Source organism: Spirosoma endophyticum (assembly GCF_900112365.1).
Taxonomy (GTDB): Bacteria; Bacteroidota; Bacteroidia; order Cytophagales; family Spirosomataceae; genus Spirosoma; species Spirosoma endophyticum.
In genome coordinates, this window is sequence record NZ_FOLQ01000004.1 from 109,759 (window position 1) to 134,451 (window position 24,693).

A 24,693-nucleotide genomic window follows, 5' to 3' on the forward strand; every position below is an offset into this window, starting at 1 on the left:
CAATTGGCCTGTTCACAACACAAACGATACGGATAGAATGAGTAAACATGTACTGGATAACCCCGCCTGGAATGCACTAGTCTCCGGTAATAATCACTTGTCGAATGGGAATGACATCGCAAAATATTTTGCGCCCGACGTTTCCCCGTTTGTCGGTATACGAGAGACTACTCAGCAAAATTTGGACGTCCTTTATCAAACGATCCCCTTTGACAATCCCGTTATCTTAATTTCTAAGGAGGAACTGACGATTAGTAATCCCTGGCGTGTTTTAACCCGGATCGATGGTTTCCAAATGGTGTATACCGGCCTGGCTGAAGCTTTACCAACAGGTCAGGAAATCATTCCATTAACGGAGGAGCACGTACCTCAAATGCTGGCGTTAACCAACTTAACGAATCCAGGGCCATTTGCCGCCAAGACCATTGACTTTGGTCACTACAGGGGAATTTTTGACGGTGATCAGCTCATTGCGATGGCAGGTCAGCGGTTACACGCGGTTGATTTTGCCGAAATCAGCGCCGTTTGCACCCACCCGGACCATTTGGGTAAAGGCTATGCCAAAATGCTTCTCTTACACCAGCTTCATCGAATCCAGGCAGCCTCCGGCACGCCCTATCTGCATGTAAAATTCGACAACATCCGGGCAATAAATGTGTATAAAGCGCTGGGCTTTGAAACCAGAACGGACATTTACTTTTACGTCTTGCAGAAGGCTTAGCTGTAGTGCCGTCTGTCCCAATCAGTGGTATAGGAAGTTCGGCACTACACGGTTCAACAAAATCAAATCGCGACCTTCAACTCCAGTTCCCCCTGCAAGCGCGTATACGAGGCAAACAACGTATCAACCTGCCGGGCAATGTCGGGTGTGAACGTACCAACGCTACGTCGGGTATAGGTCGACATGTCGAAACCGCGCAGTTGCAAAAAGTACTTCGACACGGTTGGATACACATGGTGCATGACATCCATGTTGTCGATGATGAATTGCTGCACCTTAGCCACCTCTTCCTGCTGGGCAGCGTTGTCGTAATTATCGCAAAGCCAGACGATCAGTTCGGGAAAGTAATTACCCTGAATGCACGAAAGCCCGGCCGAACCCGCCTTCAACGAATCGACAGCGTGAACCATATAAGCATCATACAACCCGAAACCCGGCCGGGACGCAAGCCGCAATTTCTCTTTAATCTGCGCCAGATCGAGCGACGTATCTTTATGGTAGATCACGCGTCCGGTTTCGACAAAAAGCTGAAGTTGCCCGGGCGAAATCAGGCGTTTGTAGGGAACCGGGCACTCATAAAATCCAACCGGAATCGTGTCTGTACGATCCAGTAACTGAAAAACGCGCTCGTTGAAAACGGCGTCCGATTCGGTTTCATCGGCCAGCAGGCCCGTAATCAGGATGACGGCTTCCGTGCCCGTGTCGTGTACTTTTTTGACAAAATCGGCCTGTTGCTCAATCGGCCCGCCGAACGTACCAGTTGCCACTACGGGCACCGCGCCATTCACTACGTTCAGTACGTGTTTGATTACCTGAATCCGCTCCTGTTCGCTCAATTCAAACATTTCGCTCGACAGGCAATTCGCAAACAGACCAGCCGCGCCAGCCTGTAAATAATAATCGGTGAGCCGGGTGAGGGCGTCAAAGTCAATAGCACCAGTATGAGTAAATGGCGTGAGCATTACAGGGATAAAGCCTTTTGCAGATGTTTTCATCAGACAATAAAGAGCGAAAGAGTAAATGAGTGAAAGAGCGGAACCGATTTGTCATTATTCATTAGGGACGATAGCCTCTTTCTGAATCGGTTCCGCATTACGGTTTTTAAGCTTTGTCAAGACCATGCCCGTCAGGAAAATGGTGAGCGTTCCCACAACGATAATCATGTTGCTGTGCAATGTATTACGCAGGAATCCGTATTCGTCAGGGAGTTTGCCGGAGAACGTCATCCAGATGATCACCAGAACGCCAATGATGGTTGCCGTCAGCGCTTCGGGGCTTTTCGTTTGTCGACTGATCAATCCCAGCAGGAACAGGCCGAGCATGCCGGCCGCAAAAATTCCGGATAACGTCCACCAGGTATCCAGTATGCTTTTTACCCCAATCATGGCAATACCAGCGCCCAAACCCGCCAGCCCAACCACAACCGTCGATAGGTGCAACAGAGTAAGCAACTTTTTGCCTGACAGGTTCGGATTGACGTAGCGTTTGTAAATATCTTCCGTAAATACCGTCGCCGATGCATTCATGCCCGAACTGATCGTGCTCATCGCAGCCGACAGAATGGCGGAAATAATCAGGCCCATCAATCCTGGCGGCACTTTGGTCACCATAAAATGCGGCATCACTTTATCGCCATAATCGGCGGGCTGGAGCGTAGCCACCAGACGCGATACGTCGGCGGCCGATGCGCCAATGGGCAGTCGATCCATCGCCACCTTTTGCTTGATCGCGTCGATAAATTCGGGGTGAAGCTGGTAATAGGCAAACAGGCAGGCACCGATGATAAAGAACAGAAGCGACGCTGGTACGTAGAGCCAGACGCAGAGCCACAATGATTTTGACGCTTCTTTGGTGGACGCCGTTGTATGATACCGCTGAATGTAATTCTGGTCCATCCCGAAATTATTCAGGTTGATAAAAAAGCCGTATAGCAACACTACCCAAAACGACGATTCAGTAAACGTCAACGAGAACGTACCCAGGCTAAATTTATCATTGGCCTTACCGATGTCCACTATTTTATCCACCCCACCCGGCATCGACTGAACGATCAGATAGACGATCAGGAGGGCTCCGAAGGTTTTAATGACCGCCTGTACAACCTCCGTCCAGATCACGGCTTCTATCCCGCCAAGAACCGTGTAGATAATGATGCAAATGCCCATCACGACCATGATCATCTGCATTGAATAGCCTGTAAGTGCCTGTAAACTAAGGGCAATTCCCAGAAAAATGGACCCCATTCGGGCGAGCTGTGTAAGCAGGAAACAGACCACCGCGTAGGTTCTGGCCCACGGGCCGAAGCGATGCTCGAAGTGCGTGTAAGCCGATATTTCGCCGGTACGCCGGTAGAAGGGAATGAAAAACCGAGCCGCCACGTAAGCCGCCAGCGGCATGGATAAACTAAAGACAAACGAGTTCCAGTTGGTACCGAACGCTTTGCCCGGAACACCCAGAAATGTATTGCTGCTCAGGAACGTAGCGTAGATGGACAAACCCGTTGCCCAACCGGGAATCAGGCCGGATGCCTTTGTAAACTGATCAGCATTTTTGTTTTTTCGGGAGAAGTAAACACCAACCAGTACCATCGCCACGAGGTAGGCGGCAATAACAGCAAGGTCAACGAGAGGCAGGTTTTTCATGAAGGGTGTATGGACATCAACTGACTGAAAATTCAAAACGCTCAGTCAGTTAAAGGTTATAATCGGAAAGTCATCGGCGACAAGGTCTTTCCTTTAAATACTGGTTTCCCATCCGAAAAGACTATGAACCCCTGGCCTTTACCGTAATGTTTTCCGGTTTTGTCGTACAAAATGGTCAGCGTTTTTCCGTGATACAGCACGTTATCGAGGCAAAACCAATCCCATTTGTTTTCAGGAATCAACGGATGAATTTCTACTACGTTATCGGCATGGGGTTTCAGGCCAACTAAATCGCTGATGACTAGATCGGCAAAGCCCGAATGATTGTAAAATTTACTCCTTGGATTATCGCCCTTCAACCATTCTCCCGTCTTTTCATCCAGATATTCACCCAGGTAGAGTTGCCCGTTCATGGTGTGCGACCGGGCATATTTCAGCAACTCATCATAAAAAACAGACTTCGTCATGGCCCCCTGATTTTTGTAATTGGTGAGCAGATTGGCCAGTCCTTTCAGCGTTTGGGTCGTGGCAAATGGCCAGACGGGACCGTCCCATTCACAACCGTGCCCGGACCCGTGCGTGCGGAAACCCGGATGCCTTCGTTCGGCAGTAGTAATTCCCCAGGGCGCGTTGAAACCGGTGTTATCGATCAGTTGATTCCACTGCGCTGCATACTCGGCTTCATCGTCGGGAAGGTTGAAGTACCAGGGAATGAACCCGATGGCTTCGCGGGCGTTGGAGAAGCCACCTTTTTCGAGTTTCACCTCAAAAAAATTGGCTGATTTATTCCATAAACTATCCAGTGTCAGCTTTTTCAGCTCGGTCACCTGCCGCTGATAGCGCGTTTGTAGCGTATCATTTTTGACAAGAGCAGCCATTGCCGCTAAGGCTTTGGCATTGCCGTACATGTAGCTATTGATGGACGGGCGTCGGTTTTTCTCCTTGCGCGACCCACTGATGGATTCCTCCATCGCGTCTTTCACATCGAACTGCCAGAAAAGTCCGCTGGGTAACTGCTTCTCCTGCTGCCATTTACGGTAATCGGCATCTAAGGCCGGGAGTATTTTTTGAATGAACGGCTTATCCAGATTGACAAGATAGCGGTTGTAAACGGCATCATCGACCCAGCTACTGAACCCATGAAACCGTTGTGCTACGTGCTTCGGATCGATGTACAGCCAGAACGAAATGTAGTCGTTCACGTACTGCGGATCACGCAACCAGCGGCCTTCGTAAATGTGGTGACCGAGGGCGCTACTGATGGCATTGTACTTTCCGGCATGGTTCACTTTAGTGATGAACTCCGTGAAAACATAGCCTTCGGGCGTTTCCTTCAGATGCTTTCGAAACGCCCACCACCGGTAGTAATAAACCGTCTGCAATACCGAATCAGGACAATCGAACAGCGGAACATTTTTGGCGAGCCAGTCAAACGACTGATCGTTGGGTACATAGTTTTTAACGGCTTCCTCCTGGTCAAGGGCATTGAAGTAGGTAACGTAGTTTTTCAGCTTATCCGTCGACAGAACCGTAGCCTTCTGAGCCAGACAAACAGTCGTTTGCAGCAACACAAAGAGTAAGAAAAATTCGAAAAACTTATGATACTTATTCATTAGTAAAGCTTTACGTAAGCTCCTTTACCCCTAAATCCCCTGAAGGACGGTCGGCCGCTGCCGGACTTAACTGGTGTTTAGACAAAGTCCGGCAGCGGCCGACCGTCCTTCAGGGGATTTAGGGGTTTTCAGACAGCTACTAGAGAAAGTTAACAACCTGTAGCTTCACAAATTTAGTCTCTAAATTTGCTACCATGCTCTACAATTTTCTCTTATAATTATACCATATTAGCCTTGCTACGTTCCATACCTTGCTCCGCCTGTAGGGGCTCATTAGCCTTCCTCCTACTGGCCAATCTATTTATTTTCAGCGCCCTAACAAACAGCTTGGCGCAATCTGACCCTGTTAGTCAGTACAACGTAGCGTGGACGAGCCAGAGCAAAAATTCATCGGAATCGATGCCGTGTGGCGGGGGTGATATTGGGCTGAATGTCTGGGTTGAGAACGGCGATCTGCTTTTCTACGTAGCAAAAAGCGGCACGTTCGATCATAACAATACGGTCCTGAAACTCGGCCGAGTTCGGCTTAAACTCTCGCCCAATCCCTTCGAGGCAGGGTCAACGTTCAAACAGGAACTGGTACTAAAGGCTGGATACGTTCAGATTCATGGGGCAAAATCGGGACTTTCGGCGCAGATCAGGGTTTGGGTCGATGTATTCAGGCCGGTCATTCACGTCGATGTTTCCAGCAATAAAGCGATAAATGCCGAGGCTGCTTTTGAAAGTTGGCGCTATGTTGATCACGTCACGAAAGGCAGGGAAAACAACGCAAATTCGTACAAATTTGCGCCACAGGGCGAAATTAAAACCCTGAAAGATTCGGTTCGGTTTGCCAGTAATGAGGTCATTTTTTATCACCGAAACGATACACAACGTTCGATTTTCGACGTAACGGTGCAGCAGCAGGGCCTGGATAGCCTCAAAAATCAATTGTTCAATCCACTAGCGAATCTGACGTTTGGCGGGAATCTGTCAGGCACCGGCATGAAGCCAGCCGGAACGTATCAGGGCAACTATCTGGATACGGATTTTCGGGGCTGGAAACTGGTCAGTACGTCGGCATCCCGCAGTCACGCGCTTGTCATGCATCTGCATACCGATCAATCGGCGAGTGTAGCAGATTGGCAACGAGGTTTGGACAACGTAAAAAAAGAAGCCGAAACCTACGCGAAAACGGCTTCGGTCCAGACGCAGAAATGGTGGAACGAATTTTGGACGAAAAGCTACGTAGCGATTCTGGCGTCACCCGATTCGCCCCAATGGCAGATTGCCCGAAACTATCAGTTGTTCCGGTACATGCTGGGGTGTAACGCCTTCGGAAACTATCCGACTAAATTTAACGGCGGACTCTTCACCTACGACCCGTCGCTGACCGACTCGACGATGCGCTTTACACCCGATTTCCGCAACTGGGGCGGGGGCATTCACACGGCTCAGAATCAGCGGCTAGTGTACTGGCCGATGCTGAAAAGTGGCGATTGGCAACTGATGAAACCCCAGTTCGATTTCTACCTCAACACGTTACGAAACGCTGAGTTACGTACCGGATTCTATTGGCAGCACAAGGGCGCGAGTTTCACGGAACAGGTCGAGAATTTTGGTTTGCCCAACTCCGCCGAATACACCTGGAAACGCCCGAAGGCCTACGACAAAGGCATGGAATATAACGCCTGGCTGGAATATGAATGGGACACGGCGCTGGAATTCTGTCTGATGATACTGGACACCGAACGCTATGCTGCCCAAAACATTTCGGAGTATATACCGCTGGTAGAAAGTTGCCTGACGTTCTTCAACGAACATTATCAATATCTGGCCAGCAAGCGGGGCAGTAAAACGCTGGACGGCGACAAAAAGCTGATTTTGTATCCAGGCTCGGCCGCCGAAACCTACAAAATGGCGTACAATTCAACGTCCACCGTTTCCGCCCTCCGTACCGTGTTGACCCGCCTGCTCGAACTATCCGATACGTACCTGAACGCTGAAAAGCGGGAAACCTGGACGCTGATGCTCAGCCGGATTCCGTCGATCAGTTTCCGTTCGTTTGACGGGCATCCCACCATTGCGCCCGCCAGGCTTTGGGAACGTATCAACAATACCGAATCGCCCCAACTGTACCCGGTTTTCCCCTGGAGTATTTACGGCATCGGGAAAGCCGGCCTCGATACGGCCGTTAATACGTATCTGTACGACAAAGATGCGCTGAAGTTCCGCAGTCACGTTGGCTGGAAACAGGATAACATTTTTGCGGCCCGGCTGGGGTTGACCGACGAAGCCGCCCGCCTGACGCTCCTTAAATTGGGCAACTCCCCCCGGCGTTTCCCCACCTTCTGGGGGCCGGGTTTCGACTGGACGCCCGACCATAACTGGGGCGGATCGGGCATGATTGGTCTACAGGAAATGCTGTTGCAAGTCGATGGCAGGAAAATCTACCTGTTCCCGGCCTGGCCCAAAGCCTGGGATGTGCATATGAAACTCCACGCGCCGTATAGCACGACCGTTGAAGCGGTGTTGAAAAACGGCAAGCTGGAATCGTTAATCGTTACGCCCGAATCAAGGCGGGGAGACGTAGTGAACAGGTTAGAGTAGAGATATTGCAGGTCAGGAAACCCTCAGGATACTCCGGCGCAAAAGGTAACGCCGGTTTGCATTTATAGGATTGGGGAAAATCTGACAGGATTTACAGGATAAGACAGGATTTTTCCATTCTCCAATCCTGTCTTATCCTGTAAATCCTGTCAAAAAAAACGCTATATCTCAGGATCTTGCTCGTAGATTGTCCAAAGCTGGGCTTTCGAGTCTGCTTTCTTCGCCAGCGTTATTCGGGAGTTGACCGAGCCTTTGCTGTCGGATGGCGTGATGTACAAATCCGTTCCTTTCAGCTTAATTCGGTACGTGGCTTTCCCGGTGGGAATAAATTCATATTCCTGATTCGTCTGCGCCGTTACCAGCGGCTGTTGCTCCAGGTTGATACCATCGCCTGGGGCACTGTCTTCCGGCTGAAGCGTCTTGCTGGTGAACAAGTTACGGAGTTGATACGTATCACCTTCTATGTGCATAAAATCCCAGGTGACGCATTTCCAATTGACGGGCGAATAGGCAACAATGGGCGTGCCATTGGCTTTTTTCGCATCCTGAACACGTAACAGCAGGCCGGTCTGCGTGTTTTTTATCGCATAATGCCCTTTTATCGTTTGCGCAAAACTGGCAGGTACAATCAGGCAGAAGAGTATCAGAGAAAAGTATATGTGGCCGGTTTTCATACGTATTAATGCGTTTTTGTATAAAACTAAGCATTGTTGTTGCTCGTAGCAAAAGGCACTTCGATAGCAACAGAAATTTTAACGGTAATTACTGCATCAAACCATTTTGCGATCTCTCATTTATGTTTTTACACACGCTTTACGGGTTTTCTATTCCAGTCCGCCCTATCTTTGCGGCATGAAATCCGCTACGTCCCTCTTTCTAGGTATCCTGCTCTTTGCGGGTAGTCTGTTTCCGCAGACGGACGTAGAGGAAGTGTACAAAATTCCGGGCTTGATCGCTCATTATCAATTGCATAAGCGAACGGCTGGCAATGGTTTTGATGTCTGGCAGTTTCTGGAAATGCACTACAATTCAGCCTCGAAACACGCCAAAACGTCCCACAAAGGCGTCAAAATTCCGCTTTATAATCACCTTTCGTCGGGTTTTGTGTTTGTGCTGACCCAACCGCATCGGCTTCCCACCGAACTGTCGGTGTTGATTCCGTGGCCACAGGTCCACTTCGCTTACGAGAACCTGTACTCGTTCCTCACCGCTACGTTGCTGTTCCAACCGCCCCAACTCGGGTAACTCTTCTGTATGTATTGGCAGGCTATCTGATCCTGTGCTCCAGGCACAGCGACGGGTCGTTTGCTATTCAGTTCACAACGAGTTATCCAACCTATGCTACATAAAATCATTCAGTTCAGCATCCGCCAAAAGCTGATGGTGGGGCTGGGCGTGGTGGCGTTAATTGCCTGGGGGACGTATGCGCTCCGGCAATTACCCATCGACGCGATCCCCGATATTACCAATAATCAGGTTCAGGTGATCACACAGGCCCCGTCGCTGGCGGCCCAGGAAACCGAACAATTCATTACGTTCCCCCTAGAAACAACATTGCGTAACGTACCGGGCGTTACCGAGATCCGGTCCATTTCCCGCTTCGGACTATCGGTCATTACAGTCGTTTTTGAGGAATCGACACCGACCTTTCTGGCCCGGCAGCTGGTGACCGAACAACTCAAAGCGGCCGAACAAACGTTGACTGCCGGGTCACCCCAACTGGCCCCAGTAACGACGGGCCTAGGCGAAATTTACCAGTACGTCATCCGTCCCAAAGAAGGGTTCGAAAGCCGCTATTCGGCAACCGATTTGCGTACCGTGCAGGATTGGCTGGTGAAACGTCAACTGGCGGGTGTACCGGGTGTAGTCGATATCAGCAGTCTGGGGGGCTATCTGAAAGAGTACGAAGTTAGTATCAACCCCGAGCGACTTCACGGCATGAACACGACGCTGACGGAAGTGGTGGATGCACTGACCGCCAACAACGCCAATACGGGCGGCAGTTATATTGAAAAAGGGCCAGAGGCTTTCTTTATTCGGGGTGAAGGCATGGTAAAAACGCCCGACGAGATCGGTCAGATTGTCGTCAAAAACGTTGGTCCAACGCCCATTCTGGTTCGCGACGTAGCGCAGGTAGGTCTGGGGCACGCAGTACGGTACGGTGCCATGACCCGCAACGGACGGGGTGAAGTTGTCGGTGGCATCGTGCTGATGCTCAAGGGGGCCAGTTCTGAGAAAACCATCGAGGGCATAAAAGAACGGATTGCCGAAGTGCAGAAAAGCCTGCCGCCCGGTCTGGTCATCGAGCCGTTTCTGGACCGCAAAGTACTCATTGACAAAGCTATTCACACTGTCGCCAAGAACCTGTTGGAGGGTGGCCTCATCGTTATGAGCGTGCTGCTGTTGTTGCTGGGCAACTGGCGGGCGGGCCTGGTGGTCGCGTCGGTGATTCCACTCTGTATGCTTTTCGCGCTGGGGATGATGCACGTTTTCGGCGTGTCGGCCAACCTGATGAGTCTGGGCGCGATTGACTTCGGTTTGCTGGTCGATGGTGCCGTAATCATTGTCGAAAGCATGATTTTCAGCATCGTCCACACGAAGGCGACCCGCTCGCAGTCGATGGACGAGATTGCGCTGGATTCAGCCAGCCGACTCATGCGATCGGCGCTGTTCGGGCAGTTGATTATCCTGATTGTCTACGTACCGATTCTGTCGCTGACGGGCATTGAAGGCAAGATGTTCCGGCCGATGGCGCTGACCGTCGGCTTCGCCATTGTAGGGGCTATGTTGCTGTGCGTGACCTACGTACCGATGATGGCGGCTACGCTCCTCCGAAAAGACATCCGGGAAGAAGGCACCCTCGCCGACCGCATCATGAAAGCCCTGTATCGGGTGTATGCGCCCCTGTTGACTGGCGCGTTACGCTGGCGCAAAACGATACTGGTCACCTCCGTTGTCTTGCTGATCGGTGCCGTGGGAATCTTTAGCACCATGGGCGGTGAGTTTATTCCCAACCTCGACGAAGGCGACATGGCCATCAGCCTGACGCTGAAACCCGGCTCGTCGTTGCGGCAAACCATCGAAACCACGCAACGAATGGAAACGATTCTGAAAAATGGCTTCCCGGAGGTCAAAGACGTCATTTCCAAGATTGGCACCGCCGAAATCCCCACCGATCCCATGCCGATCGAAGCCGCCGACGTCATGGTGTTGTTGAAAGAACCGGGCGAATGGACGTCAGCAGAGACAAAAGAAGAACTGATTCAGAAAATGGAGCGGGCGTTGAGCGTATTGCCCGGTTTAACCTACGAGTTCACCCAACCGATTCAACTGCGATTCAACGAGTTGATGACGGGGGTCAAGTCCGATATTGCCGTCAAGATTTACGGCGAAGATTTGGGTGTCCTGTTCGCCAAAGCGAATCAGGCGGCAGCTAAACTAAAAACGATTCAGGGCGTAGCAGATTTGAAAGTCGAGCAGATCAGCGGTCTCCCGCAGATGCTGGTTTCCTACAACCGAGCCCGGCTGGCCCAATATGGCGTTTCGGTAGCAGGGCTGAACCGAATTCTAAAAGCCGCCTTTGCGGGCGAAACGGCGGGCGTGGTGTTCGAAGGCGAAAAGCGTTTCGATCTGGTTGTCCGGCTCGACAGTACGTATCGGCAGGACATCGACAACATCCGGCAACTCTACGTCGATTTACCAAATGGCCAACAGGTGCCGCTAGACCAGTTGGCAACCATCCGCTACGAAAACGCGCCCATGCAGATTTCGCGGGACAACGCCCGCCGACGTATCACCATCGGCATCAACGTGCGGGGACGAGATGTCGAAAGTCTGGTGGGCGAGATGAAAAGGGTGCTGGACAAAGATGTTCCGCTCCCGGCGGGCTACAGCTATACCTACGGCGGGCAGTTCGAGAACCTCGTAAAAGCCAAAGGTAGACTGGCGGTAGCGGTTCCGTTGGCGTTAGTGATGATCGCGCTCCTGCTCTTTTTCACCTTCGGTTCGTTCGGGCAGGCGCTCCTGATTTTCAGCGCGATTCCATTGTCGGCTATTGGGGGAATACTGGCGCTGTGGCTGCGGGGCATGCCGTTCAGTATTTCGGCAGGTGTCGGTTTTATTGCGCTCTTCGGGATTGCGGTTCTCAACGGCATCGTGCTCATCAGCTATTTCAACCAGCTCGAAGACGAGGGCGTAACGGACGTACTGGAGCGCGTGAAAGAAGGCACCGCCGTTCGGTTCAGGCCGGTTATTATGACGGCGGCCGTAGCGTCAATGGGCTTTTTGCCGATGGCCTTATCGAACTCGGCCGGTGCCGAAGTGCAGAAACCACTGGCCACGGTCGTTATTGGCGGATTAGTGTCCGCTACGTTGCTGACGCTGGTGGTGCTGCCGGTTTTGTATAGTCTTGTGGCATCACGTAGTAAACGCACTGAACAACTCGCTCATGAACAACCCCGCCCCACCGTTGCGCATAGCATCATCGGGCTTTTGATTCTGAGTTTAGGGAGTCTGACGGCTCACGCTCAACCCATTACCGTAGAGCGTGCCATTGAGCAGGGCCTCCGTCAAAACGGTGGATTACAGGCTACAGCGCTGGAGGTAAAGGTTGGGCAGAGCTTGCAGAAAACGGCCTGGGACATCCCCCGCACAACCGTCGATTATCAGCGGGGACAGATTCAGTCATTTCCTACTGATCATAGTCTGACGGTCATGCAATCGATGGCGATGCCGTCCGTTTATAGCGCCCAGAAACGACTCTATCAGGCGCAACTGGGCGTGGCCGAACGACAGGTTGTCGTTAGTCGGACGGAATTGGTTCGCCAGATTCGCCTGGCTTTTTATCAGCTTCGGGTCGATTACGAACGCGTCCATCTGCTTCAGGCACAGGATAGTCTGTACCGCCGGGCGGCTCACGCGGCTGCGGTACGTTACCGAACGGGGACGACGAATCAGTTGGAAAGCGTGACGGCCGAAACCCGGCAGCGCGATATTCTGAATCGGTTGGCGAGGCTACAAACTGATATTTCGGTCGGTCGTCAGACACTGGCCATTTTACTGCAACAGGGCGAACCCGTAATCATTGATACGACAGGATCGGTAAAAGCGGGTTTGCCCGTTTTGCCACCGACACTGGAAGCCAACCCCTATTTAGCGGTGCTTCGTCAGCAGGTAGAAACGACGCGCCGACAAGCCGATCTAGAAAAACAGCGGTTCTGGCCCGATATTCGGGCGGGTTATCTCTCGCAATCCATCGAAAAACGGGGTGGCTTTGGGGTTTATCAGGTCGGGCTGTCGTTGCCGCTGTTTACGGCCCCGATACGGGCGCGCCTGGACGTAGCACGCTTGCGGGGACAGATTGCCGACCGTCAGTTAAACTACCAGCAACACCGGCTTCAGGGTGAACTCTCCATTCGAGAGCAGCAATACGCCCAATCGCTCAGCACGCTGGCTTATTACGAAAATTCAGCCCTGCCGCAGGCCAATCTTATCCTGCGAACGGCCGAGCGCAGCTACGTAAGTGGCGACATAGAATACCTCGAATTTGTGCAGAGTACGACCCAGGCCTGGCTCATTCGGGAGCAGTATTTAGAGGCCATCGCCCAATACAATCAGTCTCTTATTGAACAGGAAGCGTTAGCGGGCTTTGCGCTCGGTACGTCCTACTAATCGACATATTCATGAAAAAACAGGGAATAAATTACTGGCTGGTCCTGGTCTTCTCACTGAACCTAACTGGCTTGGTTAGCTGCTCACAATCAGGCGACAAAACCACCGAAAAGCCGAAATCACCGGCTCATGCGACCGTTCGCACAGTAACCATCAGTGATGCGCAATTTCGCGAAACGGGTATTCAACTGGGAAGCCCCGATACGTTGATGCTGGGCGAAACGATTCAGGCAACCGGCAAACTGGAAGCCCCACCCGATCATTGGGCGAGTGTTCATGCGCCGATGGGTGGATTTGTGCGCGCAACTCGTCTGGTAGAAGGCGATTTTGTCCGTAAAGGCCAAGTGCTGGCCGTGCTGGAGCATCCTGATTACGTCCGACTGCAACAGGAATATTTGCAGGCCATCGCCAAAAGTAAATTTGAAAAACTGGAACTGAACCGGCAAACGGAACTGAATCGCGAAGAGGTTGGTGCCCGCCGGAAACTGGAACAATCCACCGCTGACTTCGAAACGACACGAGCCTTACTGGCATCTCTGGAAGCGCAACTGGCGCAATTACACATACCGCTGGAAGCGCTGCGAAAAGGCATGATCAGCCGGACCATCCCCTTGCTGGCACCGATCAATGGCTATGTCGATAAAGTGAATCTGCGGTTGGGGCAATACGTTGGCACCACCGATGAACTGGTCGAAATTGTCAATAAAGAGCACCTGTATCTCGAACTACGAGTGTTTGAAAATGACATCCGTTCCATTCAGGAAGGGCAGACAGTTCGGTTTACGGTATCGCAGCAACTGGGTGAGCTACAGGCGAAAGTGTACCGCGTCGGGCAGTCCTTCGATCCGCAAACCAAGACTGTACCGGTACACGCCAATCTGCTGGTAAAAGATGTCGGTCGGCTGTTTACGGGGTCTTATGTCCGGGCTACGATTCTAGCCAATCCCCGGTCGGTGATGGCCCTTCCCGAAGACGCGCTGGTGCGAGAAGGCAATCGGTCATTTGTTTACATTTACCAGCCAGATCGTCAGTCAAATACGTATCGGTTTGAGCTGGTCCCTATCCAGACGGGCGTCACTCAAAACCATCGGACGGAAGTGGTGTTACCCAAAGGGATGAAGCCATCGTCAATTGTTCGGCAGGGCGCTTATTTCATCAGCGCCGAGCGGGCCAAACTAGCCGGGTAATTTTACAAATTGAACCGGTTCAAGCTTTACCAACAACAACGAATTTCTGATTGTCATACATGGAACAACCCATAAAACCCCACCAGGCCGAACGCGGACAAAAAACAACGCTGGTCGGGATTGCCGTCAATATTGGCCTGGTTCTGATTAAAGGCACGGCCGGATGGCTGGGTCACTCCTACGCCCTCATTGCCGACGCCATGGAGTCAGGCACCGACATCGTTACCTCGATTTTTGTCTGGTTTGGTCTGCGCACGGCGTCGAAAGCGCCCGATAAAAACCATCCCTACGGCCACGGAAAAGCCGAACCCCTGGCGGCTATTGTGGTGGCTCTGGCGCTGGTTGGCGCGGCTATCCTAATTGCGGTGCAAAGTATCCGAAATATTCAGGTACCGCACGAAATTCCGGCTCCGTTTACGCTGGCCGTTTTAGCTGGTGTCGTCATTGTTAAAGAAGTGCTGTTCCGACAAATCGCCAAGGTCGGGGATGAAACAGACAGCAGTGCCGTAAAAGCCGATGCCTGGCATCATCGCAGCGATGCTATTACGTCCCTCACGGCCTTCGTGGGTATCAGTATTGCGCTCATTGGTGGACCCGGCTACGAGAGTGCCGACGACTGGGCGGCCCTGCTGGCGTCGGTTGTCATTGTGTATAATGCCTACCACATTTTCCGTCCTTCGTTTGGTGAGATCATGGACGAAACACCCGCTGGCGACTGGCGGCATGAGTTAAGTGCCATTGCGCTGACGGTGCCACAGGTGAAAGGCATTGACAAATATCGGGTTCGGAAAACTGGCTTTGAGTACTTTGTTGATTTACACGTACTGGTGCCGGGCGGCTTAACGGTTACGGAGGGCCACGCCATCGCCCATGCCGTAAAAGCGGCCATCCTGAAAGAGAAACCGGCTATTTACGACGTACTGGTTCATATTGAACCCGCTTAACCAGGGTAGAACGCAGATTCTTATGATAACTATGATTCATAATAAATCTTAATGATCATAAAAATCAGCGTTCTATTCACTGACTAATCAACTCAATAGTAGCCGCTTGCAATCCTTCCGACGTAGCATTTAGGGTTATCTTTCCTGATTTTTCGGTTGTCTGAATGATAGTCAGACATTTACCATTGTATGCCTTGCGGTAGCTGACTTTAAAGGGTTCAAGGCTGGCCTGATAGCCATTGTCAACCCCGGCAAGTGAGCCCTCACCCTTGACGTTGAACGTGATCAAATGGTTGGCATCGGGAACGAGATTACCCTGCTCATCCAGTACGTTGACGGTGACGAATGACAAGTCTTTACCATCAGCTCTCAACGTATTCCGATCGGCGATCAGTTGAATTTTAGCGGGTTTGCCAGCGGTCGACATCGTTCGGGTGAGCACGACTTTACCGGCTTTCCGGGAGACCGCTTTTAACGTACCAGCTTCATACGGAACACGCCACATGACGTGCAGATCATCACCCGTTTTTTTGCGAACACCCAGCGATTTGTCGTTGAGGAAAAGCTCGACCTCATCGGCCTGATTGTAGTACGCCCACACATCGACGTTTGCGCCTTTTTGCCAATTCCAGTGCGGAAACAGGTGCAGAACCGGCTGGTTTGTCCACTCCGATTGATACAAATAATAGACGTCCTTAGGGAAACCAGCCAGATCCAGGATACCGAAATACGAACTTCGGGCTGGCCACGGATAGGGATGCGGTTCGCCCAGATAATCGAAGCCCGTCCAGACATACAACCCCGCCATGTGCGGCAGTTTTTTGATGACTTTCCAGGTTTGTTCGTGCGTCGAACCCCAGTAGGCCGCTTCATTATCGTAGGCTGAAGCCGTCCAGTCGGGGTTGCCATCTTTAAAATTGGCCGGGCCGCCTTTCCCCCACATACGTACCGAATCCGACGGCATGTCGTAATGCCCGCGCGTTTGCAGCGATGACCCCGTTTCGGAAGCGAGAATGGCCTGATTCGGAAAGGTTTTGGGGAAATCGGCGTAGGCTTCGTGCTTGTAATTGAAGCCTAATACGTCTAAAGCCCCGGAACGATAGATGAAGTTTTTTTCGGGTATATTTTCGGTCAACGCCGACGTAACGGGACGGGTTGTATCCAGTTTTTTAACAATATCCGCCAGCTCTTTTGTGATCGTAAGCCCCGTTGAATCAAACTGTTCACGAATTTCGTTGCCGATGCTCCACATAAAAATCGACGGATGATTCCGGTCCCGACGAACCATATCTTCGAGGTCAGTTTTGTGCCAGACATCCCAATTAAGCCCGTAATCCTGCTTCGATTTCTTCTTCTTCCACATGTCGAAGGCTTCGTCCATCACGATAAAACCCATCTGATCGCACAAGTCCAGAAATTCGGGCGCGGGCGGGTTGTGCGCCGTGCGGATGCCGTTGCAGCCCATCGCCTTTAGCAACTCAAGCTGCCGTTGCATCGCGCGTCGGTTCACGGCGGTCCCCAACGCACCCAAATCGTGATGGAGACATACGCCCAGAATCTTCATCGGTTTGCCATTCAGCGAAAAACCTGTGGCCGGATCGAACTTGAACGAGCGAACACCCAGTGGCGTCTCAAACGTATCGACCAGTTGGTTCTGACTGTAAATTCGGGTTACGACTTTATACAGATACGGGTTTTCGATCGACCAGAGCGTTGGATTTTTAAGGTCGAATTGCTGAGATGTTATTGTTAACGTATCAATCAGACGTAGCGTCGGTACTGTTGCAGAAGCAACTTCCTTTCCCGTAGCATCCAGAATCGTGCTGGTGATGTTGACCGTTTGCGGCTTACCGCCCGTGTTACGTATTCTGGTTTGCAGTGAAACTCTGGCGTTCTGATTCGTAATCGTTGGCGTCGTCATGTAGGTTCCCCATTGATCAACAGCAAGTTGAGACGTAGTGACCAGCCGCACATTCCGGTAAATTCCCGAACCCGAATACCAGCGCGAGTTCGGTTGCGCCGAATTATCGACACGTACCGACATGACGTTTTTCTCCGTACCGAACCTGAGGTATTTACTGAGATCATACCGAAACGAGCTGTAGCCATATGGTCGCGTCCCCAGCGAATGCCCGTTAATCCAGACTTCGCTATTGCGATAGACGCCATCGAATTCCACAAAAACGGCTTTACTTTTTGCCGAAACAGGTACGGTAAACGATTTCCGATACCAGCCAATTCCCGTAGGCAAAGCGCCTTCCTGCGTGGTGCTCAGGTGACGCTCGCTAAACTGCCCTTCAATGCTCCAGTCGTGGGGCAAGGTCAGCGTTCGCCAGTCCGAATCGTTGAACAGTACGTCCTTTGCTTTCGCTTCATCCCCCAAATAAAACCGCCAGTTTTTGTTAAAATCCAGTACAGTACGGGGTTCATTCTGGGCAAAAACGGGAGAGATTAACAGACTTAGCAGGAGCCAGGTGTGCTTAAAATTCGTCTTCATGGCTTCTTATTGGCAGGTGCAGGTACGAATGTCTTCTTGCTTTTCCCTAAATCGACCGACGTAGCAACGGCGATGCCCCGTTGTTCGGCTTTGTTGACGGCGCAATAGAAGTGATAGACAACGCCTTTGTGCTTCATGACAAATGACTTGTGGGCATACAAATCATCATAGGGTTCCGACGGTTCGACCAGATTTGCGCCCGTCCAATCGGTCCAGTTGACCAAATCGGTGGAGACGGCAAACCGGTTGAAGGCTCCTTTTCGATCTTCCCAGAAGGCTCCGAAATAGAACATGACGTAGAGGTTATCGATTTTCTGAATCACGGCGTCGCCCGTAATACCAGCCGGATGCATCATAACGGGCTCTTTATGAAAGCGTTGCCAGCTCAGCATATCGTCAGAAACCGCCATACCGATCCGTTCGAACCAGCGGGTTTTATTCACCCCGGTCGTGTCGCCGTTGGCGTTGTAATACATCACAAACGGGTGCCCCGTCAGTTTTTTGGGATCATGAATGACAGTGCTCTTGTACAATTTTCGATTTTCCCACCAGCGGGTATCGGCGTCTTTGGCGGTCAGTACGGGCTTCGATTGTCGCTGCCACTCGTGCACCTTCGCGGGGTCCTGCATTGTAGAGGCTATGCCAATCGACAGATCACCAGCTTCGTAGCCCCTGGCAGCACCGCCGATGTAGGATAGCCAGTATCTGTTCTGGTATTTCTGCAGTTCGTAGTTGCCGCCCCATTGATAATTCTGCAAGGCGTTATAACCCGCTTTCTGATTGGCGTCCCATTGGGTACTGTCGGAGAACGACATAATACGTCCCATCGTCTCCCAGTTCAACAAATCGTTGCTTTTTGCCAGCCAGGTTTCATAACCACGCCCGTCATAGATCAGGTACGTCATATACCATCGTTTGCCTTTCTTAAACACCGTCGGGCAATCCATCTTCCGCAAATTATCGGCGGGGGTCATTACTAGTCCATACTTGAACGGCGTTTTAACTTCGGCATAAATTCGCTGCATCTGCGCGTCGGAAACAGGTGCAAACTGAGCAAAAAGAGCTATGGATAGAAGGCAAAGAAGTACAATTCGGACGATTTGTAAGGTCATTACGCTGGTCAATTAGTTCCTATGGCGAGTCAGAGTACAAATCTATCCGTGATAAAGCCTATGTCTATCTATTATTTTTCCTGAAGATTATACCATGTTAGCGTGGATGATTTTTAGAAAGCTTGAATCTTTCGGGAAGTTCGGTTTAAGGTTATTGCATCAGCTTCTCCAAATCCTCAAACTTCCGAATGGCGTTTACAGGCAGATTTTCGCCTTTTTCACCGAAGACGTACATCGCCGGGTATTTCTCGATGGTGCATTTCGATTCGTCGATGTTGCCGGATTTGTCCTGCACTTTTTTGAGGTCCAGCGCAAAGTTCTTCGCAAGAAAATCGTACAGTGCCAGCCGCTTGTTAACACCGTAATCATGGCCTTCCTGCGGCAGATGCACATTTTTTACAGCGTCCGTTTTTCCATAGAATTCATAGATACGTTGCAGAAAAGGGAATTCTGTATCGGGTACGTGCTGGGTCCAGTCTTTGCCGTCGGTGATGGCTAATTGCGGTCGGGGAGCCGCCATCGCAGCAATCTCTACGTTGTTGGTGCCGGTGCCGCAGAGGTGTACGCCCATGCCGCTTTCGCAGGGACAACCACCACTATGATAGGACGATAGCATCACGACCGGCACACTCAACGTAATGCGATCGTCCAGAGCGGTCAGCAGCATCGTCTGGCTTCCTCCGCCCGATCCGCCACTGATGGCAACCCGCTTTGGGTCGGCGTTTTTGAGCGTTAATAGCCAATCCAGACTACGCATTCCGTTCAGAACCTGAATCGTTTGGGCGAGACTTTTCCGGTGATCCTCCGGCTTGAATTGCAAGGCCGATTCGCCCCACGCGAACAGGTCATAGCTAAAGGCAATAGCCCCCATTCGAGCCTGCATCGCGCACCGATACTGCGCGTCGGCCCGATAGCGGCCATCGCCAAAATGCCCATCGGGATTGAGAATTACGGGCATCAAAACTTTGGTATTCAGCGGTTTGTAGAGCGATCCCGTTACGTATAAACCCGGCAACGTTTCAATCGCTACGTTCTCGACGGTGTAGCCGTCGTAAGTACGTTTGTTCGTAATAATTGGCTGACTGTTGGGTTTGGCTGGCAGATGCGACAGTTTGAGAGCGTGCCACATGCAGGTTTTCAACTCCGCTTTGCGCTTTTCCCAGCTCGCTACATCGGTGTACAATGTAGCGAGATAGTCAAGTTGCTGTTTGCCTTCGTCGGGCGTTTTGAGGTGGTATTGAAACGCCTGAAGTTTGTATTTTTTATCGCCTTCTTTTGCGAACGTAATGTCTTGCGACGCCAGGATATTCGTCATCGTTTTCTCGACATCAGCCGGTCGGAATCGCCAGTCGGCATACGTAACGAATTTGTCTTTTATCAACTCTTCGGGGTAGCGAATCTTTACGGCATAGCGATGTTCAATTTCACCGATTACTTCTTTGAGGGGCTTTTTGAACTGATCATCAGATGTTTGCGCGGATGCGACCAGACTGCATCCAAGCAACAAAACGAGGACGCCTAGTTTTGATGCCGCATCAAATTTTGCCCTGATCGACGCTTCAGCCGTTTCTTTTGCTGCTTCTCTCGATGCAGTTCGCCAGCCGCTGTACAACAGATTTCTGTCGAGTTTCGGCTTGGGGAAGAACAGACTCGCTACATAGCCGACGCCAATCACGATCAGGTGGCTATACACGCCCAGCATCAGTTTGTGATGCGTAAAATTGTAATTACCCAGATCCAGCAGCAGTCGTTTGTTATCGCCGTAACCGATTTTAGTTGAAGTCAGAAACGCATAGGCCGTAAACAGAATACAGATGATGATCGCAATATTGATACCCTGTTTATTGGCTCTCGCGCTGAAAATCCCAAGCAGAAAAATTCCGACGATCCCGCCCGAAAAAATGGCATATAACGTAAAAACAATCCCTAGAACCCCTTCATTTCCAGCCTGCAAATAAATTGCTCCAATGCCAATTGCGATTATGCCCGAGAGGACGACAATCCCCTTGCTGATGGTCAAATATTCTTTGTCGGTACGGGCCGGGCGGAATTTTTTATAGAAATCTTCCAGGCCAACGGCCGCCAGCGAATTCAGGTCAGCGCTGAGGCTGCAAATGGCCGCCGAAATCATAGCCGCCAGAATAAATCCAACCACGCCCGTCGGGAATTTCGTCATGATAAAATACGGAAAGACGGCGTCAGGACGTAGTGACGACGGCAATGGCTGTTGCTTGTAATAGACAAACAAAGCGGTGCCGATGAACATGAACAACGCCCAAACCGGCACCGTTAGCGAAATGCCTAAAATGGAGGCTTTGATAGCGGCTTTATCGGTTTTGGCAGTCAGATACCGTTGGACCACGGTCTGGTCGGTACCGTATTTCTGAACGGCATAGAACGCGCCGTTGATGACCATGACGATGAACGTTAGCTTCGTAAAATCGAGTTCGTAAGGTCCAAAACCCGTTCGATTACTGGCAGACGCTACGTTGATGATTTCGGGTAAGCCGCCTTTGACGGAGAAAATAATGACCGTCACGCAGAGAATGCCACTGGCGAACAGCATGAATCCCTGAAAAACATCCAGCCAGATAACAGCCTCGATTCCGCCCAACAGATTGACGGCGATGATGATCAGTCCAACCAGAACAATGATGTAGAAGGTGTTGCCGCCGGTCATGTTGGTCAGGGCAACGGCCAATAGAAAAAAGACAGTCCCCATTGACGAAAACTGTCTGAGAACGAACGCGATAGAGCTATAATACCGGGCAAAACTACCAAAGCGTTTTTCGAAATATTCGTACGTACTAAGCCCGATCACCTTGCGATACAGTGGCACAATAAACCAGATGGTACCGAGCAACACAATGGGCACCATTAAGCCCTGTACCAGCAAAATCCAGTTTGACGAATAGCCTTCGCTCGGATACCCCAGGAACGTAACGCTGCTGATCAACGTAGCCAGCAGCGACATCCCAATTGCCCAGGCGGGTACCCGGCCTTTGGCAGCAAAATACGTCTGGGTTGTATTCTGATTTTTAGCGTAGCGCAAACCAAAATACAGGTTGATTATCAACACCGTAACGATTATCAGGTAATCTAGTACGCTCAAGGTTAGGTTTGGCATTCGGTTTGGAAATTAATGTATCCACAGGCCGGGCCGCGTTCGGCTTCAGTCCGTGTTTGAATTAGCCTGATTCACGAGCTTTAGTCCGTGAATATGGTAGAAATGCGCTCCTTCAAAACGTCCATAAATCCGGAGACCAGCGGTAGCTACCCGGTTTTACGGTAATGTGCAAATTGTCCTGGCCGACAACGGCGCTTCGAATGACACCAGCCCCCAGCTCCTGCGTTACGACCAGTCGCGTAACGCCAAGTTCGCGCAGGATAGCCGACGCCGTTGAGCCCCCTTCAATAATCAGTTCGTCCACCGACAACTGGTTGAGCACCTGCTTCACCGCTTTCGCCATGACGGTTCTCAAGTGGACCGCCAGCCTGCTGGTGTCTACGGTCGATCCGGATTTCATGGCTATGATAACCTGCTCATTTCGTTGAAAACAGTCGGCAATCCGGGCTACCCATTTGGCTAATTCAGCCGTTTCCTGATCTCCGGGATACATCAACGTATCCGGCATATAACAAACAGAATTTCCGCTCATTGCCGCTTTTTTTACCAACTCAACGCTCTGGCCAAAGGCACTTCCGCATACATAAAGCCTGCACTGGCCCAGGGTACTTACTGGTGTTATTGACCGTTTGGACACGTAGTGAGATCCCAGAATAGCCGTAAAGAAACCCGAGCCACCACCCGGCAACGTCTGCTCATCGACACGGCTAGCCCATGCCTGTAGATCACCCTGCGTGCCAACCTCGCCGATAACAATACCCGGCTGGACCAAAGCTTCCGTTGGCGATTGCACCGTTATTGGTACGTCGTTTCTGGCCAGTCGCTTCAGTACGTTCGATTCGGTGATCGGAAATTCCGGATCTTTCGAAAAATGGGTCCGGTGAATCAGTTCTCCCTGAACGTAATAATGGCCATCGATCAGAATTCTACCCAACGCCGGATTGGCCGGAACAATCAGCGCTTTGGCCAGGCCCAGGACGGCTAGCTGAGCCATGGTTTCCGAAATAACGTGCCCACGCAGCACCGAATCGACTTTTTTGAAAATCAACCGGGGCTTCATCGCCTGTAAAGCCGCACTTACGTCGGTCATGATGGCTACCGCTTCCGGCTCCGAAACCGATCGGGCATCCGTCGCAATAATCAGTAACTCAGCCTTCGACTGTGGATTGACGGACATGGCTAACTCTACATCGAGCCCATACGTCAACCCAATGCCGCCCAACTCGGCGGCCCCCGTTAAATCGTCTGCAATGACTGCGATCATGGTCTAATGAGCGAAAGAGTGAATGAGCGAATGAGCGAAAGAGCGAAAATTAGCGCAGTTTTTTCGCTCTTTCACTCATTCACTCTTTCGCTCATTATAGAATTCTTCGACAATTGAACTGCTGACTCAATCGCCAGAATCATCGCATCGGGGCTGGCGACGCCTTTTCCAGCAATTTCAAAGGCCGTTCCGTGATCGACCGACGTGCGAATGATGGGCAATCCCATCGTGATGTTGACGCCTTTCACGCTGTCCATCTGCTTCTTCTCGGCATTCCATTTAAAGCCCGTTAGCTTGAAGGGAATATGACCCTGATCGTGATACATGGCCACGACCCCGCCGTAATAACCCGTTGCCGCTTTGGAAAACAACGTATCGGCCGGAACCGGCCCTTCTATGTCGTAGCCCCGGCGTTTCGCTTCTTCAACGGCTGGCAGGATTTCCTGATCGTCTTCCGTGCCGAACAGTCCCGAATCGCCCGCGTGCGGATTCAGACCCGCTACGCCAATTTTCAGATTCGTTTCGCCCAACGAAATCAACCCATTGTATAACAGGTCGATAACTTCGAGAATGCGATCTTTTTTTACCAGATCGCAAGCCTGCCGCAATGATACGTGGGTCGATACGTGAATTACCTTCAACTGGTCTTCCACCAACAGCATACCGTATTTTTTGGTGTTAGTAAACTGGGCGTAAATTTCGGTATGTCCTGCAAAATGGTGGCCCGCTTCGTTAATGGATTTTTTGTTGATCGGGCCGGTAACCGTCGCGTCAACCTCATCAGCCAGGGCGAGGTCGATAACAGTTTTTACTGCTGCAAAAGCCGCTTCACCCGCCATCGCCGAGATTTCCCCGAATTTCAGGTTGGCGAGATCGACGTTGGCAAGATCGTAAACATCAACTGTTCCCAGTTCAAATTTCGCATCGGAAACGGACGTAATGGGGTTTATCACTACGTTCAGATTCAACCGCGTGGCGATGTCAAGAAACACACCGGCATCACCCACCAGAATGGGCTTGCAGATGCCATAAATGACTGGATTCAACAGGGCTTTAACGGCTATTTCAGGGCCAATGCTCGCCGGATCACCCATCGTGATACCGACTATCGGTTTATTTTCTTTGATCATTTAATTGTCTGATTAACAGCTTTGACGAATTTTAGAACCGCTCCGGCAGCCCGGTTTGTCAAAGGATAGAAACTATCTAAAAAATGTTTTTTTAGCCAACCTGCTAACCCCTAAATCCCCTGAAGGGGACTTGGCTCATGCTTAGACAAAGTCCCCTTCAGGGGATTTAGGGGTTAGCATACAGTTTCTTGGATCTT

Annotated in this window: 15 protein-coding genes; 6 read left to right on the plus strand and 9 right to left on the minus strand. The window is 51.2% G+C overall.

Going from position 1 to position 24,693, the window contains the following annotated elements:
• Window positions 1–37: 37 nt before the first annotated feature.
• Complete coding sequence (locus tag BM202_RS12445; protein ID WP_093826464.1) at window positions 38–721, plus strand: GNAT family N-acetyltransferase; 684 nt, start codon at window positions 38–40, stop codon at window positions 719–721.
• A gap of 62 nt (window positions 722–783) precedes the next feature.
• On the opposite strand, the gene BM202_RS12450 is transcribed toward BM202_RS12445, so the two are convergent.
• The 3 genes from BM202_RS12450 to BM202_RS12460 are packed head-to-tail and all read right to left on the minus strand — an operon-like array spanning window position 784 to window position 4,976.
• The gene (locus BM202_RS12450) at window positions 784–1,716 is read right to left on the minus strand and encodes a dihydrodipicolinate synthase family protein (RefSeq protein ID WP_093826466.1); all 933 of its coding nucleotides are present in this window, start codon (window positions 1,714–1,716) and stop codon (window positions 784–786) included.
• A 54-nt stretch (window positions 1,717–1,770) separates the two neighbouring features.
• Window positions 1,771–3,363: a sodium:solute symporter family protein gene (locus BM202_RS12455; RefSeq protein WP_093827233.1), complete on the minus strand. Its 1,593-nt coding sequence runs from the start codon at window positions 3,361–3,363 to the stop codon at window positions 1,771–1,773.
• A 56-nt stretch (window positions 3,364–3,419) separates the two neighbouring features.
• Window positions 3,420–4,976, minus strand: coding sequence for an MGH1-like glycoside hydrolase domain-containing protein (locus tag BM202_RS12460; RefSeq protein WP_093826468.1), 1,557 nt, complete (start codon window positions 4,974–4,976; stop codon window positions 3,420–3,422).
• Window positions 4,977–5,303: 327 nt separating this feature from the next.
• Between BM202_RS12460 and BM202_RS12465 the strand changes: the two genes are divergently transcribed.
• Window positions 5,304–7,565, plus strand: coding sequence for a DUF5703 domain-containing protein (locus tag BM202_RS12465; RefSeq protein ID WP_245776647.1), 2,262 nt, complete (start codon window positions 5,304–5,306; stop codon window positions 7,563–7,565).
• Between the two features lie 161 nt (window positions 7,566–7,726).
• Here the strand turns inward: BM202_RS12465 and BM202_RS12470 are convergent, their stop codons facing one another.
• The gene (locus BM202_RS12470) at window positions 7,727–8,239 is read right to left on the minus strand and encodes an RICIN domain-containing protein (protein WP_093826470.1); all 513 of its coding nucleotides are present in this window, start codon (window positions 8,237–8,239) and stop codon (window positions 7,727–7,729) included.
• 178 nt (window positions 8,240–8,417) lie between these two features.
• Between BM202_RS12470 and BM202_RS12475 the strand changes: the two genes are divergently transcribed.
• From BM202_RS12475 to BM202_RS12490, 4 genes are all read left to right on the plus strand, one after another.
• Window positions 8,418–8,810, plus strand: coding sequence for a hypothetical protein (locus BM202_RS12475; RefSeq protein ID WP_093826472.1), 393 nt, complete (start codon window positions 8,418–8,420; stop codon window positions 8,808–8,810).
• Window positions 8,811–8,903: 93 nt separating this feature from the next.
• Window positions 8,904–13,235 carry a CusA/CzcA family heavy metal efflux RND transporter gene (locus BM202_RS12480; protein WP_093826474.1) on the plus strand — a complete coding sequence of 1,444 codons (4,332 nt, stop codon included), beginning with the start codon at window positions 8,904–8,906 and terminating at the stop codon, window positions 13,233–13,235.
• An 11-nt stretch (window positions 13,236–13,246) separates the two neighbouring features.
• Entirely contained in the window at window positions 13,247–14,422 is a 1,176-nt protein-coding gene (locus tag BM202_RS12485) for an efflux RND transporter periplasmic adaptor subunit (protein ID WP_093826476.1), read from the plus strand.
• 59 nt (window positions 14,423–14,481) lie between these two features.
• On the plus strand, window positions 14,482–15,366 hold the full coding sequence (locus tag BM202_RS12490) for a cation diffusion facilitator family transporter (protein ID WP_093826478.1): 885 nt from the start codon (window positions 14,482–14,484) through the stop codon (window positions 15,364–15,366).
• Window positions 15,367–15,442: 76 nt separating this feature from the next.
• On the opposite strand, the gene galB is transcribed toward BM202_RS12490, so the two are convergent.
• From galB to pdxA, 5 genes are all read right to left on the minus strand, one after another.
• Window positions 15,443–17,863 (minus strand): beta-galactosidase GalB, encoded by a 2,421-nt coding sequence (gene galB, locus BM202_RS12495; RefSeq protein ID WP_093826481.1) that lies wholly within the window; start codon window positions 17,861–17,863, stop codon window positions 15,443–15,445.
• Window positions 17,860–18,975, minus strand: coding sequence for a glycoside hydrolase family protein (locus BM202_RS12500; protein WP_093826483.1), 1,116 nt, complete (start codon window positions 18,973–18,975; stop codon window positions 17,860–17,862). Before BM202_RS12500 ends, galB begins: the two co-directional genes overlap by 4 nt.
• Window positions 18,976–19,126: 151 nt before the next feature.
• Window positions 19,127–22,102 carry a sodium:solute symporter family protein gene (locus BM202_RS37790; protein ID WP_218160540.1) on the minus strand — a complete coding sequence of 992 codons (2,976 nt, stop codon included), beginning with the start codon at window positions 22,100–22,102 and terminating at the stop codon, window positions 19,127–19,129.
• Window positions 22,103–22,214: 112 nt separating this feature from the next.
• Window positions 22,215–23,366, minus strand: a complete 1,152-nt coding sequence (locus BM202_RS12515; RefSeq protein WP_093826485.1) for a four-carbon acid sugar kinase family protein — start codon at window positions 23,364–23,366, stop codon at window positions 22,215–22,217.
• 71 nt (window positions 23,367–23,437) lie between these two features.
• Window positions 23,438–24,496, minus strand: a complete 1,059-nt coding sequence (gene pdxA / locus BM202_RS12520; RefSeq protein ID WP_093826487.1) for a 4-hydroxythreonine-4-phosphate dehydrogenase PdxA — start codon at window positions 24,494–24,496, stop codon at window positions 23,438–23,440.
• Between the last annotated feature and the right edge of the window lie 197 nt (window positions 24,497–24,693).

What these genes read in the sequence shown, in the direction of transcription:
- BM202_RS12445 (WP_093826464.1), top strand. Translation starts at nt 38, where the DNA reads ATGAGTAAACATGTACTGGATAACCCCGCCTGGAATGCACTAGTCTCC.
- BM202_RS12450 (WP_093826466.1), bottom strand. Translation starts at nt 1,716, where the DNA reads ATGAAAACATCTGCAAAAGGCTTTATCCCTGTAATGCTCACGCCATTT.
- BM202_RS12455 (WP_093827233.1), bottom strand. Translation starts at nt 3,363, where the DNA reads ATGAAAAACCTGCCTCTCGTTGACCTTGCTGTTATTGCCGCCTACCTC.
- BM202_RS12460 (WP_093826468.1), bottom strand. Translation starts at nt 4,976, where the DNA reads ATGAATAAGTATCATAAGTTTTTCGAATTTTTCTTACTCTTTGTGTTG.
- BM202_RS12470 (WP_093826470.1), bottom strand. Translation starts at nt 8,239, where the DNA reads ATGAAAACCGGCCACATATACTTTTCTCTGATACTCTTCTGCCTGATT.
- BM202_RS12475 (WP_093826472.1), top strand. Translation starts at nt 8,418, where the DNA reads ATGAAATCCGCTACGTCCCTCTTTCTAGGTATCCTGCTCTTTGCGGGT.
- BM202_RS12480 (WP_093826474.1), top strand. Translation starts at nt 8,904, where the DNA reads ATGCTACATAAAATCATTCAGTTCAGCATCCGCCAAAAGCTGATGGTG.
- BM202_RS12485 (WP_093826476.1), top strand. Translation starts at nt 13,247, where the DNA reads ATGAAAAAACAGGGAATAAATTACTGGCTGGTCCTGGTCTTCTCACTG.
- BM202_RS12490 (WP_093826478.1), top strand. Translation starts at nt 14,482, where the DNA reads ATGGAACAACCCATAAAACCCCACCAGGCCGAACGCGGACAAAAAACA.
- galB (WP_093826481.1), bottom strand. Translation starts at nt 17,863, where the DNA reads ATGAAGACGAATTTTAAGCACACCTGGCTCCTGCTAAGTCTGTTAATC.
- BM202_RS12500 (WP_093826483.1), bottom strand. Translation starts at nt 18,975, where the DNA reads ATGACCTTACAAATCGTCCGAATTGTACTTCTTTGCCTTCTATCCATA.
- BM202_RS37790 (WP_218160540.1), bottom strand. Translation starts at nt 22,102, where the DNA reads ATGCCAAACCTAACCTTGAGCGTACTAGATTACCTGATAATCGTTACG.
- BM202_RS12515 (WP_093826485.1), bottom strand. Translation starts at nt 23,366, where the DNA reads ATGATCGCAGTCATTGCAGACGATTTAACGGGGGCCGCCGAGTTGGGC.
- pdxA (WP_093826487.1), bottom strand. Translation starts at nt 24,496, where the DNA reads ATGATCAAAGAAAATAAACCGATAGTCGGTATCACGATGGGTGATCCG.